The sequence below is a fragment of the Marivirga sp. genome, from assembly GCF_035704835.1.
Lineage (GTDB): Bacteria > Bacteroidota > Bacteroidia > Cytophagales > Cyclobacteriaceae > Marivirga.
The window spans coordinates 1-15185 of the sequence record NZ_DASSWQ010000009.1 but is presented as its reverse complement, the minus strand read 5'-3'; the positions used below and the strand labels follow the sequence as shown (position 1 = coordinate 15185).

Genomic DNA, 15185 nt, shown 5'->3' with positions numbered 1-15185 from the left:
TGGAATAGTGCTGACTAATTTTCAGGAGTACGTTGGAATGGCATTAGAAATTTTAATTTCATTAGCCTTAGTTGCTCTGGTATTTTGTACCTACTCTTTAAGTTGTTTTTTATTGCTAAAAAGTGGCTGGAAGCCATTTCTGATCGCAATTGCAACGGCCAATTTGTTGTATTGTGTTACTACAACAACGCTCTTAATATTATTTTTTAATCAGCTAACCACTTTGGGGATAATGTACTTTTTAGGTGAAATAATTGTGATCGGAATATTGGTATATTTTGAGTTTTCAATTTTGATTAAAAAATAGTGAGTAGTTTTTTAATTATAAACAAACTCCCCATGCTCACTCCTGATAGTTACCTGCTTCTCTTCTGAAGCTTCTACTTTTCCGATAATCTGGGCATCAATATTGAATGATTTAGAAATATCAATAATCTTTTGCGCATCCTTTTCATTAACATAAAGCTCCATTCTGTGGCCCATATTAAAGACTTTGTACATTTCCTTCCAATCTGTTCTAGATTCTTTCTGAATCATTTTGAACAGAGGAGGAGTTGGAAATAAATTATCTTTAGTAATATGAAGTTTTTCTACGAAATGTAGCACTTTTGTTTGCGCACCGCCACTGCAATGCACCATACCAGCTACTTTTCCAGGCATTTCTTCCAATACTTTTTTAATCACTGGCGCATAAGTTCGAGTTGGGGATAAAACTAGTTTTCCTGCATTTAAATCAACCCCATCAACTTTTTCTGTCAATTTTCTGGAACCTGTATAAATTAAAGTACTTGGAACGGCAGGGTCAAAACTTTCAGGATATTTCGCCATCAATTCTTTACTGAATACATCATGTCGCGCAGAGGTTAATCCGTTGCTGCCCATGCCTCCATTATATTCAGTTTCGTAAGTGGCTTGTCCGTAAGAAGCCAAACCTACTATTACCTGTCCGGCTTTTATGTTGTCATTTGAAATCACATCCGCTCTTTTCATGCGAGCCGTCACAGTGCTGTCTACAATGATAGTTCTAACCAAATCTCCCACATCAGCAGTTTCACCACCAGTGCTAATAATGTTTATGTCATTATCTCTTAGCATTTGCAAAACTTCCTCTGTGCCATTAATAATAGCAGAGATTACTTCACCTGGAATTAAATTTTTGTTTCTGCCGATAGTGGAAGAAAGCAATATTTTATCAGTGCAGCCCACACAGAGCAAATCATCAATATTCATGATAATCGCGTCTTGAGCAATACCTTTCCATACGGAAATATCGCCAGTTTCTTTCCAATACATATAAGCCAATGAAGATTTTGTTCCAGCCCCATCTGCGTGCATGATGGTGCAATATTCTTCATCACCTGTTAAATGATCAGGTACAATTTTACAGAATGCCTGAGGGAAAAGACCTTTGTCCAGGTTTTTGATGGCATTGTGAACATCTTCTTTGGAGGCAGAAACTCCGCGTTGGTTATATCTATCGGACATGATTCTTTATTTTATACAAAAATACGGGGATTGGCGAAAGTAAACTAATTCAAAGCATGATTTTATGAATGGACCCTTACGTAATGTCATATATAACGAATAAAACAAAAAAAGGCTGGAAATTAACTTCCAAGCTCCTATTTGAAGCCTAAGATTGACTTGTTTTAAAGTCAGGCATTGTTGTATCTATATTGTCACAACATAATTGATATTAACTTGTGTATGCATAGGTTAGATATTATTTCGTAATGTATGTTTTTTTGGAAAAGGAATATATTATAATTTTATAAATACTTTTAAATTCTTTAAAACAATAAAATACTAATCTAAGAATAAGATAATAAATATTTTTCTCTATATTGTAAATGTAATTTTTGACTAAAAAAGTCAATTTTATTAACCTATTTTTCAATAAACTAAAAGAACCATGAAAAAAATCATTCAAACTATCCGACCGCTGCAAGGCTCCTTAAATCAGGTATTGCCATTGGCTTTAAGTATCTTAATCAGTCCATTCCTATTTACATCATGCACCGATGAGATGGAATATGATAAAATTGCTAATGAACCCTTAAACCAAAATCAAGTTTTAGAGCTGGTTCCCGCACCTAATAAATGGATCGAAATCACAGGAGAATCCTCTAATTCACTAAGAACTACCGAAGCTCCCGGTTTTGATGGAGGGCGCTATAATATCAGTTTAAAATATGTAGTCCCGGTTACTGAAAGGCAAGAAGAAGTCTTTGAGGCTGCCGTAGCCCGATGGGAAAGAATCATAATCAAAGATGTACCATCTTTTACTGGAACGATTCCTTCTGCTTTTACAGGATTTCCACCTGCTATTGATGGTACTATTGATGATATTGTAATTGAAGTAGCATTAGCCCCAATTGATGGTCCTGGAGGCATTCTTGGTCAAGCAGGACCTCGATTTGTAAGAACATCAGATAATTTGACCTTAACTGGCATAATGTTTTTTGATGTGGACGACCTCGATTTTTTAGAACAAATTGATTTGTTTGAGGAAGTGATTGTGCATGAGATGGGTCATGTATTGGGCGTTGGTACTCTCTGGAACTTTAACAGAACTCTACGTCAAGGGGGTGTAAATCCTTATTTTACAGGTGTAGGAGCCAATGTACATTGGAATGCTGAAGGTGGTGATGGAGAATTGCCTATTGAAAATATAGGCGGGCCTGGCACTGCATTTAGTCATTGGAGAGAATCCGTGTTAAATAATGAACTGATGACTGGATTTTTGAATTTTGGCGAAAACCCATTAAGTAGAATTACAGCTGGTTCTATGAGAGATTTAGGTTATGGGACTGCAATAGTGGGAGATAAATATAACCTGCTAAAAGGTGCGCAAGGGGTTGATATTCAAAATCCTTTTGGAAATGAGGGGATACATATCGCTGAAATGGAGGTTATCCTAATGCCTATTGGTTCAGTAACCACAAAGTAGAATTATGACAATGGCCTTATGGATTTGAGTCACAGTAAGCATTTGCAAACAATATCCTTAGGCTGAAATTTATTATTAATTTTAAAGGGTGAGCTGAAATACTTAGCTCATCCTTTTTTTAGTGGTGCACATACTGATTTAGTTTTCCATAAAAAAGCCCGAGAGATTGAAGTGAACCCCAAAAGTTAGACATAACCTTTGGGGTTTTTTATGAAAAAGAGAAAAAGGAACAAATTCAGTATTGATCAAAAAGAACAGATTGTTAGATCAGTTTTAGAAGAAGGGTTGAACACCTGTCAATCAGTTGCCAGAGCGTATAACACCAGTCACAGATTAATTTCTTTATGGGTGAAAAGTTATAAAGTTCATGGCAGAGCTGGTTTGTCATTCAAAAACAGCATGCGCTATTCAGGATCCTTTAAATTAGGTATATTACAGGAGATGTATTCAAAAGGGGTATCTTTACATCAATTATCAGTGAAGTATCTAATTTCGCCTTCAGTGCTTTCAAATTGGAAACGTGAATATGAAGCGGGCGGTGTCAAGACATTATGTATGAAAAAAGGCAGAGGAAGACCTTTAAAGGCTAATAGCAAAGAAAAGGTCTCAAATAAGATCTCTCTTAGCAAAGAAGAGAAATTGCTTAAAGAGAATGAGTTGCTTCGTGCTGAAAACGATTACCTAAAAAAGTTACAAGCCTTAATTCAACATCAAAAATAGCCAGACAACGATTTAAGGCTATAGCCATTCATGATTTAAGGCCAGGACACTCGCTTTCAGTACTATTGAAGGTGGCAGGAATGGCAAGAAGTTCGTTTTATTATCACCTAAAACGACTAAGGGCAAACGATAAATATTCAAGTGAAAAAGAAGTAATTTTTTCTATTTTTCATCAGCACAAAGGACGATACGGATATAGGCGTATCACTCTTGAGCTCTACAACAGAGGTATTCCATTAAACCATAAGACAGTCTACAGATTAATGGGCGATATTGGCTTGAAATGCAAAGTAAGGATGAAAAAATATCGCTCTTATAAAGGTGAAGTGGGAAGGATAGCCCCCAATATTTTAGAGAGAGATTTTAAAACTAGTAAACCTAATCAGAAGTGGGCTACAGATGTAACCGAGTTCTCCCTTTTTGGAAAGAAATGTTACCTTTCACCTATTATAGACTTGTATAATGGTGAAATAATAGCTTACAATATGACCCATAGACCAACTCTTGATTTGGTTATAAAGATGCTAGACAAGGCTTTGGAAAAGCTTGATGATCAATGTACTTTGATCCTGCATTCGGATCAGGGCTGGCATTATCAACATCCTAATTATAGGAATCGACTAAAAAAGAAAGGGATCCAGCAAAGTATGTCACGAAAAGGAAACTGCTTAGATAATGCAGTAATAGAAAACTTCTTTGGAGTATTAAAATCTGAGCTATTATATTTACAGAAATTTAATTCATTGGAACACTTTCTCAAGGAAGTGACAGCCTATATCGACTATTACAACAATTATCGAATAAAAAGTAAACTAAAAGGAATGAGTCCTGTGAAATACAGAACTCATTCACAAATAAATTAATTTTTAATCCGTCCAACTTTTTGGGGGCAGATCAGAGACTGGGTGGTTTTTTTGTGTCTAAAAATTAAAAGTCTCACTCCTTAAAATGACCCCTCATTTTGCACAGCAATCATTTCATCAAAAACTTAATCATCTTCATACTCGCCTGGTCAAAGGGCGGATATTTTTTCCTTAAATCGAACCAGGTACCCGATTTCAGGATTGATTTTTCGTGTGAGAAAGCCATGAAGCCTGACTTACCGTGGTAATTACCACTTCCACTATTTCCTATTCCGCCAAAAGGCAATTCAGGATTGGCTAAATGAACAATGGTATTGTTCACAGCTCCTCCACCAAACCTGATGCGCTCCGTAAAATATTCTTCCGTTTTTGTATTTGATGTGAAAATATAAAATGCCAGTGGATCAGGTTTTTTTTGGATAAACTCTATTGCTTCTTCATTTTCCGAATAAGTAAATATGGGTAAAATAGGACCGAAGATTTCCTCTTGAAATAGTTGATCTTTTTCTGAAATATCTTCTACCAGAGTAGGTTCAATTTTTCTGTTATCATCATCAAAAGCACCACCGAAAATAATATTCCCTTCTTTCAAATATGATTTTAAAGTATCGTATCGCTTTTGATTGACAATACTGGCGAGGTCTTTACTTTCAGTAGGTGAAATACCATAAAACTCCATGATGCATGCTTTTAGCTCATCCAAAAATTCAGCTTTTATTTTTTGGTGCACGAGAAGATAATCTGGAGCAACGCAGGTCTGTCCCGCATTAATTAATTTCCCAAAGGCTATTCGTCTGGCTGCAATTTTTAAATTGGCTTTTTCATCAATTATAGCGGGAGATTTTCCTCCTAATTCTAAAGTAACAGGCACTAACTTTGGTGCAGCCATTTGGGCAATAATTCGACCCACTGGAACGCTGCCTGTGAAAAATACATGGTCGAAACGGTTGTTCTCCATCAACTGTGGTACTACTTTTCTTCCTTCTCCCATTATCACGGCCAGAAAATTTTCTTCAAAATATTGGGGAATAAGTTCAGCTATCAAATTTGAAATATGAGGCGTTTCTTCTGGAGGCTTAATCATGCAGGTATTCCCTGCCGCAATCGCAGCTACGGCTGGTGCAAGTAGTAGCTGAAAGGGGTAATTCCATGGCCCAATAATAAGCGTTACCCCTTTAGGCTGATATAAAATCTTGCTTTTAGAAGGAAAATGAAGAAGAGAAGTTCCCACCTTTTTGGGTCGCATCCATTTACTAAGGTGCTTTGATGTATAGTTGATTTCATCATACAAAAAGCCAATTTCAGTGACATAACTTTCGAAAGGTGGCTTGCCAAAATCTTTTGCCAAAGCATCCATAATGGCTTCTTCATTGGCCTTTATCATCTTCTTAAGATTCAATAATTGCGCTTTTCTGAAATCATAAGATTTCGTTTGCTGACTATTGAAAAAATCTTTTTGCGCTTTAAAAATTCTGCTTTGTATTTCTAGCGAAGAATTTTCAATTGTTGATGTATTTGCCATTAGTAGAGTATAGAGGTGTAATTATTTTCTGTTAAATTAAGTAATAGTAACGTTCCTGAACAATAACACAATTTAGAGAATTAAGGTTGAAAAGGAATCCAAAATGGCTAATATTAAGTTTAGCATTTCACCTTACTTTTTTTGACTACCTGCGTAAAAACTGAGACCACCCATAAAATTTCGACTTTAAAATATCTATCACAATAAGTTATTTACTAACTTATCTTTTTAAAATAAATTTATTCAACATGAAAAAACATATCATACTACTATTTAGCTTTTGTTTGCTACTGAGTCCTTCTCTTTGGGCGCAAGAAGAAGAAAGCAGTTATGTAAAGGAGCATTACGACAAGGAGGAAGTTTATATTCCTATGCGAGATGGAACGCGATTATATACTGCTATTTACACTCCAAAAGAGAAAGGCAAACACCCGATTATGATGCAGAGAACTTGCTATAGCATTGCGCCATACGGAGCAGATGCTTATAAGCGTTCTTTAGGACCTTCAAAGTATCTAATGGAAGACAAGTTCATTTTTGTTTATCAAGATGTAAGAGGAAGATGGATGTCGGAAGGAGAGTTCACCAATATGACTCCAAACATTCCCGGTAACAAACATAAAAAAGAAACTGATGAAAGTTCAGATACTTTTGACACCATAGAATGGTTATTAAAACATTTAAAGGGTAAAACAAATGGAAATGTTGGTCAGTGGGGAATTAGTTACCCTGGTTTCTATACCGCAGCTGCTTTACCTGATGCACACCCAGCTTTAAAAGCCAGCTCTCCCCAGGCACCAATCGGAGATTTTTTCTTTGATGATTTCCATCATAATGGTGCTTATTTACAAAGTTATACAGCTGCTTATCCTGTTTTTGGCTACCAAACAGACGAGCCGACAACAGAATCATGGTATAGTGAGGCTTTAACCAGAATGAGAACAGCAAATGCCGTAGATGGGTATGATTATCATTTGGATATGGGTCCTTTGAAAAATATAACGGAAAAGATTCATTTCGACAATGAGTTCTGGGAACAAACCGTTGAACATCCAAATTATGATGAGTTCTGGCAGAAAAGAAGCATTATTCCGCATTTGGATGATATAGATAATGCCGTGATGACTGTAGGAGGATGGTATGATGCGGAAGATTTGTACGGTCCGTTGAATATTTACAAAACAATTGAAAAAACTAGTCCAGAGACATATAATACGATCGTTTTTGGACCTTGGAGCCATGGAGATTGGGCAAGAGAAAGAGGGATTCAGGTGGTGAATCATATCTACTTTGGCGACAGTATTTCCACTTTCTATCAAAAGGAAATTGAACGACCATTCTTCAATCATTTTTTAAGAGATGGAAAAGGAAAGCCAAATCTACCAGAAGCTTATATGTTTGATACTGGCTTGAAAGAGTGGCAAAAATTCGATGTATGGCCTCCACAAATTCCAAAAACTACCTTAGGCTTTGCTCAAAACGGAAAACTTTTAATCAATGAAGAAGGTAGTAATGATGACGAATTTAGTTATGTATCTGACCCTGCAAATCCTGTTCCATATACTTCATTTACGGAAAGTGTAACTTTTACTCCTCGCGCATATATGACCGATGATCAGCGTCATGCTTCACGCAGACCCGATGTCTTGGTTTGGGAATCAGATGTATTAGAAGATAACTTGACGTTGGCAGGTGAAATTGTCGCAAAATTAAAGGTAGCCATTTCTTCTACTGATGCAGATTTCATAGTGAAAATCATAGATGTTTACCCACCTGACCATGAAAGCTATGAGCATAACCCAGATAATATTGTGATGGGAAATTATCAGCAACTAGTAAGAGCCGAAGTATTCAGAGGAAGATTCAGAGATAGTTTTGCAGATCCAAAGCCATTTATTCCTAATGAAGAAGATGAAGTAGAAATCACATTGCAAGATATTTTACATACCTTCAAAAAGGGACACAAAGTAATGGTTCAAATCCAAAGTACTTGGTTTCCTTATATTGATAGAAATCCGCAGAAATATGTAGACAATATTTACAAAGCTGATAAAGAGGATTTCATTAAAGCTACGATTACCGTAAAAGGTGATTCTAAAATTGAGATTGGTGAGTTACAAACTACACCACAGTCCTTACAATTAGAGTTAGATAAGTAAACTGATTTTGATTTTCTGGCATAGCCTGCCCCGTTTTGCTGGGACGCTAACATTAATTATCAAAATCAATTAATAATTACATACATTATTCATAAGCCACTTGACAGCAAATCAAGTGGCTTTTTTTATTGCAAAATTATCAACTATTGGATTTAAAATCAATCTGGTGTTAGTACTTCAAAAAGCGATTTCCTATTTTTGATTTCTATGAAGAAAGAAAGCAGGCTTAGGTGGGTCATATTACTCAACATCATTATCACGGTTTCTCAAGTCGTTGGTGGAATTGTAGGTAATTCCATGGCTCTGATTTCAGACGCTATGCACAATTTTAGTGATGTAGCTGCTCTTTTTATAAGTTTAATAGCCATTATTTTAGCAAAGAAAGAAGCTACCTATAGCAAATCCTTTGGATACAAAAGAGCTGAAGTTTTAGCTGCTTTTATTAATTCAGCAGCGATTATTGCAGTTGCCGTTTATATCATTATTGCAAGTATTGAAAGGTTGCAAATCACTCAGACATTAGAAATTAATAATGATATTGTGATATGGCTTGCTGCTGTGGCGATAGTGGCCAATGGTTTGAGCGTTTGGTTTTTAGCAAAAGATGCAAAAGATAGCATGAATATGAAATCTGCCTTTTTGCATCTGCTTTCCGATACTTTATTCTCAGTTGCGGTACTAGGTGGTGGATTAGCTATGAAATATTATGGTGTAACCTGGGTAGATGGTGTATTGTCCATTTTGATTGGCTTTTATTTAATAGCTACTTCCTGGCAATTACTGTGGGGATCCACAAAAATTCTACTTCAGTTTGTGCCAGAAGGCATTGATATTCAGCGATTGGTAAAAGAAGTAGAACAGTTGGAGGAAGTTAAAAACATTCATCATATCCATGTTTGGCAATTGGATGAATACACCATTCACTTAGAAGCACATGTTGACTTAAGAGATGATTTGCATGTAAGCCGCACGCATGCAATTCAAAAGAAAATTCAGGATTTATTGCATACCAACTTTTCTATTGGTCACATCACCCTACAATTCGAACATGGATTAGAGGAAAATAAGAAGCTGATTCAGTAAAAAATTTTTGTGTTTTTATTGAATATTGAAGGTTTTCAACCAAAACTCAAAAGAGAAATCGTTTGAAAGGAATATTAAAATCTTTTTCCTTTTAAAACGCACTGGTTCAAGTGGAAGCTTGGGCCTTTGGTAATTTTACAGGATGGCATTAGAAATTATCCACCCTATGAGTCAAATCATAGAGTGGATAATGAATTTTAACTGTTACTTTCCTTTTTCTTTAAATTCATCCAATTTAGTTTTTGCTTCCTCTTTTGGGAAAACATTATTGGATAGATTCGTATCTGCAGTTGCTCCATCAGGATCCAAAACGATTTTTGAGACTTCCTTATCCAGGATTAACATTTTACGTGTTCTCCCTTCATTTTTTCTCCATATTTCAGCTGGAATATATTTTTGCTCTGTCTCTCCATCTTTATATTCTATTGTAAATAAAAGAGGGGAAACCAATCCGCCTTTATTACTTAAAGTAACTTCATAAAAATGCTTATCGATATATCTTGCTTTTATGGCTTCATCATCTACAGTAGAACGATATTCTCCATACCAAAAGCTTGGAGTTTCAGTAATTGAAATATATTCAGGACCGTCACTGAAATCGGTATTCATTTCTCTTTCTTCAGTTTCCCCTAAATCTCCTTCAGGAGCTTTGGTATTTTTCTCCATATCAGATTCATCTTGCGCAATTCTAAAATACTTTACTTCATCGACACTGATATCTACATGGTCAGTAGTGTAGAACCAACCTCTCCAGAACCAATCTAAATCTACTGCAGAGGCATCTTCCATAGTTCTGAAAAAATCTGCTGGAGTTGGGTGTTTGAATTTCCATCTTTGTGCATAAGCTTTAAATGACTCATCAAAAAGCTCTGGACCCATGATAGTATTTCTTAATAAATTTAATGCCGCTGCAGGTTTTGCATAAGCATTTGGCCCTAACCTCAACACTTGCTCAGGATTAGTCATGATTGGTCTTTGAGCATCTTTGCTGCTTTTCATATAACCAGTAATTGCTTGAGGGGAATTATCGGTATAAGGTAAATCAGGATAATATTTCCACATCACATTTGACTCTAAGAAAGAATTCAAGCCTTCGTCCATCCAAGCCCATTGGCGCTCATCAGAATTTACAATCATTGGAAAATAATTATGACCAATTTCATGCACAATTACATAGGTCATTCCTAGCTGAGTTCTCACTGAATACTCTCCGTTTTCATCTGGTCTGCCAAAGTTGAAGCAAATCATAGGATACTCCATACCGATTGAAGCTGCATGAACTGAGGTTGCTTGCGGATAAGGATAATCAAAGGTTCTTTCAGAATACAATTCTAACGTGTTTTTGATAGCTTTAGTAGATTCTTTTTCCCACAATGGATTTCCTTCTTTAGGATAGAAAGATTGTGCAAAAGGCTGTGTAGATTCTAATTGCACCATTTGCCCATCCCAGATGAATTTTCTTGAAGCTGCAAAACCAAAATCTCTTACATTTTCAGCCTTAAATTTCCAAGTTTCATACTTATTGGACTTCTCTTTTTCATTCTCTATGGCTTCTTTCTCCGTTACAATAATAGTTTGTTTGGTAGATTTTAACGCTTTTTCATATCTTCTTGCTTGTTCTTTTGTCAAAACCTCTTTTGCGTTTTGTACCATGCCAGTAGCACCTACAATAAAATCATCTGGAACTGTGATTTCAACATCATAGTCACCAAAAGTTAATGCAAACTCACCAGAACCTAAGAATTGCTTATTTTGCCATCCTTCCACATCATTATAAACCGCCATTCTAGGGAAAAACTGCGCGATGGTATAAAGTGCATTCCCATCTTTCTCAAAGTATTCGTAACCACTTCTTCCTCCACCTTGCATTCTGTCATTTACAAAATAATTCCAGTCAATGGAAAAAGAAATACTCTCTCCAGGAGTCAACGGGTGTGGCAAACGAATTTTCATCATCGTTTTCTGAACCAAATAATCCATCCCCTCACCTTTATCATTTTTTACAGATTCGATATTGAATCCACCCGGGAAATCGTAAGAACTCCCGCCATTGGCAATATATTGCTCTAAATATTTACCAGGAATAGTGTCATTGAAAAAGGAATTAGTACTTACTAATTCTGTATCAGACCCCTCTGCTCTCATATTTTGATCAAGTTGTAACCATAAATAATTTAAGGGATGTGGAGACTGATTGTAATACGTTATGGTTTCCGAACCTGTTATTTTGTTTGATGACTCATCCAATTTTACTTTGATAGAATAATCCGCTTTTTGCTGCCAGTAATTTTCTCCTGGAGCTCCGGATGCTGTTCTATAAGTATTTGGCGTTGGCAACATACTGCCTAATTGCTCAAAGCGCTCTTTGTATTCTTGCTCTTGCGCCATTGATAAAAATGGAGCTGCGATAAGAATCATGATCAATAATTTCTTCATAGTAGTCATATTAGTAGCTAAAATATCTCTCAATACTACTAAAAAATAGCTTGGCATCCATTTTTCGGATTTTAAAATTACACTAAAGGAGAAAAGAATTTTTTAAAGGGTCTTTTTATTAACGCAACTTTTCTATATTTGCAACAATGTTGCGTTTAGGAAAAATAATATTTATTAGCTGCTTTATATTGGCATCAAACAGTATGGTCGCCCAAGAGGATTGTATGGTATCGTTCTCAGGTCAGGTGCTGTCGGAGGAAGAACATCAGCCCGTTTCTTTTGCTAGTGTTTATTTACCAGCACTTGAAAATGGGGTTCAAACTGATGAAAACGGTTATTTCTCTATCAATATTCCTTGTCATGGAAAATATGAAGTGGTGGTTAGTCAAGTAGAATATCAATCGAGCAGCGTATTTATCAATGCAGAAATTAAAAAGCTTGAGAAGAACTTTTACCTCAAGGCAAAAGACAATGTGCTTTCTGCGGTAAGCGTGCATTCGCATAAAAGAGAAGAAGTTTTGCTAAGCAATGTGGAAAACATACTCTCCATTCGGGATTTACGGAAATTGAAAGGAAAATCGCTTTCCGAATCTGTGAGCACTTTACCTGGGGTTTATAATATTAAAACAGGCCCTGGAATTAATAAACCGATGATTCAAGGGCTTTACGGAAGTAGAATTCAAGTTGTAAATAATGAAGTTGCCCAAATGGGACAGCAGTGGGGAGTTGACCATGCACCAGAAATTGATCCTTTTGTAGCCTCGCGAATAACTATTGTAAAAGGAGCCGCATCCATAAAATATGGGCCTAGAGCATTAGGCGGGGCACTATTGTTAGAGCCCGAGCCTTTATTGCCAGACTCTGCTTTGCATGGTAGTTTAGACTTAGTAGGTTTTACAAATGGTAGAGGAGGAATTGGTTCCGCTATGTTATCAGGAAGTTTTATATTAAATGAGGAAGAATCTATTAACTGGCGTGTTCAGTCATCTGCTAAGAAATCGGGAGATCACCAAACCGCAAATTATAATTTGACCAACACTGGCAGCGAGGAATTAAACTTTTCAGTAGCCACTAATTATCTAAAAGATGATCTGCAAGCCGACCTTTTCTACAGCAGGTTTTCCACAGAAATTGGCATTTTGAGAGGTGCTCATATCGGAAATGTAGACAATTTCTTTGAAGCTCTGGATAAACGACCTCCTTTTTTTACAGAGAATTTTTCTTATGAGATTAATAATCCTAAGCAGCAGGTTGTGCATCAGCTCCTGAAAGCAAAAGTCCATTTGGACAGGTCAGATTACGGAGATTTCGATTTTATCTATGCTTATCAGCAAAATGCACGAAAAGAGTTTGATATCAGAAGAGGCGGAAGAAGTGAGCAAGCTTCCGTGGATTTGCAACTCGATAGTCATGTTGCCAAATTGCTGTTTCACCACGAACCCATTTGGACTCATTTAAGTGGCGAAATTGGACTAGATTATGAATATCAAAACAATAAAAATGTACCAGGAACAGGCACAACACCTTTAATTCCAAATTATTCAAGCTTCCAAGCAGGGGCTTTTTTGAATGAAGCATGGGCCGAAGATAATTGGAGTCTGGAAGCTGGTTTGAGGTTTGATGCCATTGCAATTGATGTTATGAAATTTAATGCAGATGACGAACTCATCAACCCCAAACACCAGTATAATATGTTTGCAGGAATTTTAGGTGGTAATTACAATTTCAGCGATAATTTGAATTACAAATCTAATATCAGTTGGAGTCAAAGACCTCCTAGCATAAATGAACTGTACAGTCAGGGTTTACATCATAGCGTTGCTGCAATTGAAGAAGGAGATGATCAGCTTTTACCGGAAACTTCTTTAAAGTGGTTGCATAGTGTACAATTTAACCCCAATGAAAAGTTAAGATTGAAAGTTGATGCTTATGCCAGCAGAATACAAAATTATATCTATTTGCAACCAGGTGAACCACGATTAACTATACGAGGAGCTTTCCCTGTTTATCGCTACCAACAAACTTTAGCAGATATAATGGGAACAGATATCATCGGAAGCTATGAGTTTTTCCATCATTTCACCTTAAACAGCAAAGCTTCAATTATAAGAGGAAATGATATTTCAAATGAATTACCGTTAATCTTTATGCCAGCTGACCGCTGGGAAAACACATTAAACTGGAGAATTTCCGATAAATGGGGTTTTGAAGAGTTAGATTTTAGTCTGAGCGGTCTAAAAGTTTTTGAACAGCACAGAGCCCCTATTACAGAAACAGAAGCTTATGAACGAGAAACAGTTCCCGTTCCGGAAGGCTATTTTATAACCAATTTTTCACTGGATACCACGAAAAAACTGGAAAATGCACAGCTCAATATTGGTTTCAGTATTTACAATGTACTCAACACCAACTATACTGACTACCTCAATAGATTAAGATTTTATGCAGCCGAAACTGGCCGAAATTTTGAATTACGAATAAATTACATCTTTTAACTTTAAATAAATCAACAATGAAAACCCTAACCATGAGTGCCCTTAAAAGTATGCTACTGTTAGTAGCCGTATTACTATTTTCACAATGTGACACTGCAGAACCCGAAGCAGAAAATGAAGAAGAATTGATTACCACCTTAGAAATGACGTTTACACCAGTTAATGGTGGAGATGAAGTTGTATTCTCTGTTTATGATGAAGATGGAGATGGACCAATGGCCCCAGTTTACACTAATGGAACGTTAGCTGCAAACACAGCATACACTGCTTCTATTGAAGTAAGAAATGATGTGGAAAATGAAAACATAACGCTTGAAGTTATAGAAGAAGCAAATGAACATCAATTCTTTTTTCAAATCAGCAATGGATTGAATATTGAATTCGGGTATAATGATGCAGATACAGATGGCTATCCGATCGGATTATCCACAACATTTACCACAGGTGCGGCTAGCACTGGTTCATTAGTTGTAATTTTGAGACATGAGGCAGATAAACTAGCAGAAGGTGTAGAAAATGGTGACCCAACCAATGCAGGTGGGGAAACAGATATTCAAGCTACCTTTGATGTAGTGATTGAATAATAAGAAAGTAAATTTAGGTTAGAATAGCAGTAATTCGAGAGCGTTACTGCTATTTTTTTGTTCATATATAATAAAACGACCATGCAAAGCATGGCGGGAACGGAGTCTATTGTTTTGGCGGATGGTTTTGTGGATGTTTTTCTTAGTGCCTCTATAGCTATTATATTGTTTGTTTAATTTAATAATATACTCTTCAGAAATAGTTTCATCAAAGAATAATTGTGACTGGCTATTAATTAGTCGACCCTTAAAAACTATTTAATACATTGATTATCAATTATTTAATTAATAAAAAGCTTTGATTTTTTTGCAAGTTTTCGTATTTTCCTGACAGAAACCTTGCAAATATTGATGCATGAAACCCATTAAAAAA

The 15185-nt window shown here is 36.2% G+C and carries 9 protein-coding genes; 6 read left to right on the top strand and 3 right to left on the bottom strand.

Features of this window, described 5'->3' with window-relative positions; genetic code table 11:
- Window positions 1–318: 318 nt before the first annotated feature.
- Window positions 319–1485, bottom strand: a complete 1167-nt coding sequence (locus VFM92_RS01155; RefSeq protein ID WP_325120357.1) for an AIR synthase related protein — start codon at window positions 1483–1485, stop codon at window positions 319–321.
- Between the two features lie 427 nt (window positions 1486–1912).
- Between VFM92_RS01155 and VFM92_RS01150 the strand changes: the two genes are divergently transcribed.
- Window positions 1913–2950: a hypothetical protein gene (locus tag VFM92_RS01150; RefSeq protein WP_325120356.1), complete on the top strand. Its 1038-nt coding sequence runs from the start codon at window positions 1913–1915 to the stop codon at window positions 2948–2950.
- A gap of 210 nt (window positions 2951–3160) precedes the next feature.
- Window positions 3161–4533, top strand: a protein-coding gene (locus VFM92_RS01140) for an IS3 family transposase (protein WP_414675555.1) whose coding sequence is annotated in 2 segments (ribosomal slippage) — window positions 3161–3647 and window positions 3647–4533 — 1374 coding nt in all. Because the reading frame shifts where the segments join, the coding sequence is not laid out codon by codon here.
- Between the two features lie 109 nt (window positions 4534–4642).
- On the opposite strand, the gene VFM92_RS01135 is transcribed toward VFM92_RS01140, so the two are convergent.
- The gene (locus tag VFM92_RS01135) at window positions 4643–6055 is read right to left on the bottom strand and encodes an aldehyde dehydrogenase family protein (RefSeq protein WP_325120355.1); all 1413 of its coding nucleotides are present in this window, start codon (window positions 6053–6055) and stop codon (window positions 4643–4645) included.
- A gap of 248 nt (window positions 6056–6303) precedes the next feature.
- On the opposite strand from VFM92_RS01135, the gene VFM92_RS01130 reads away from it, so the two are divergent.
- On the top strand, window positions 6304–8214 hold the full coding sequence (locus VFM92_RS01130; protein ID WP_325120354.1) for a CocE/NonD family hydrolase: 1911 nt from the start codon (window positions 6304–6306) through the stop codon (window positions 8212–8214).
- Between the two features lie 207 nt (window positions 8215–8421).
- Complete coding sequence (locus VFM92_RS01125) at window positions 8422–9297, top strand: cation diffusion facilitator family transporter (RefSeq protein WP_325120353.1); 876 nt, start codon at window positions 8422–8424, stop codon at window positions 9295–9297.
- Window positions 9298–9501: 204 nt separating this feature from the next.
- Here the strand turns inward: VFM92_RS01125 and VFM92_RS01120 are convergent, their stop codons facing one another.
- Window positions 9502–11790, bottom strand: coding sequence for a M1 family metallopeptidase (locus tag VFM92_RS01120; RefSeq protein ID WP_325120352.1), 2289 nt, complete (start codon window positions 11788–11790; stop codon window positions 9502–9504).
- 167 nt (window positions 11791–11957) lie between these two features.
- Between VFM92_RS01120 and VFM92_RS01115 the strand changes: the two genes are divergently transcribed.
- Both VFM92_RS01115 and VFM92_RS01110 read left to right on the top strand, forming a co-directional pair.
- Window positions 11958–14228, top strand: coding sequence for a TonB-dependent receptor (locus VFM92_RS01115; RefSeq protein WP_325120351.1), 2271 nt, complete (start codon window positions 11958–11960; stop codon window positions 14226–14228).
- Window positions 14229–14245: 17 nt separating this feature from the next.
- On the top strand, window positions 14246–14812 hold the full coding sequence (locus tag VFM92_RS01110) for a hypothetical protein (protein WP_325120350.1): 567 nt from the start codon (window positions 14246–14248) through the stop codon (window positions 14810–14812).
- Window positions 14813–15185 lie beyond the last annotated feature (373 nt).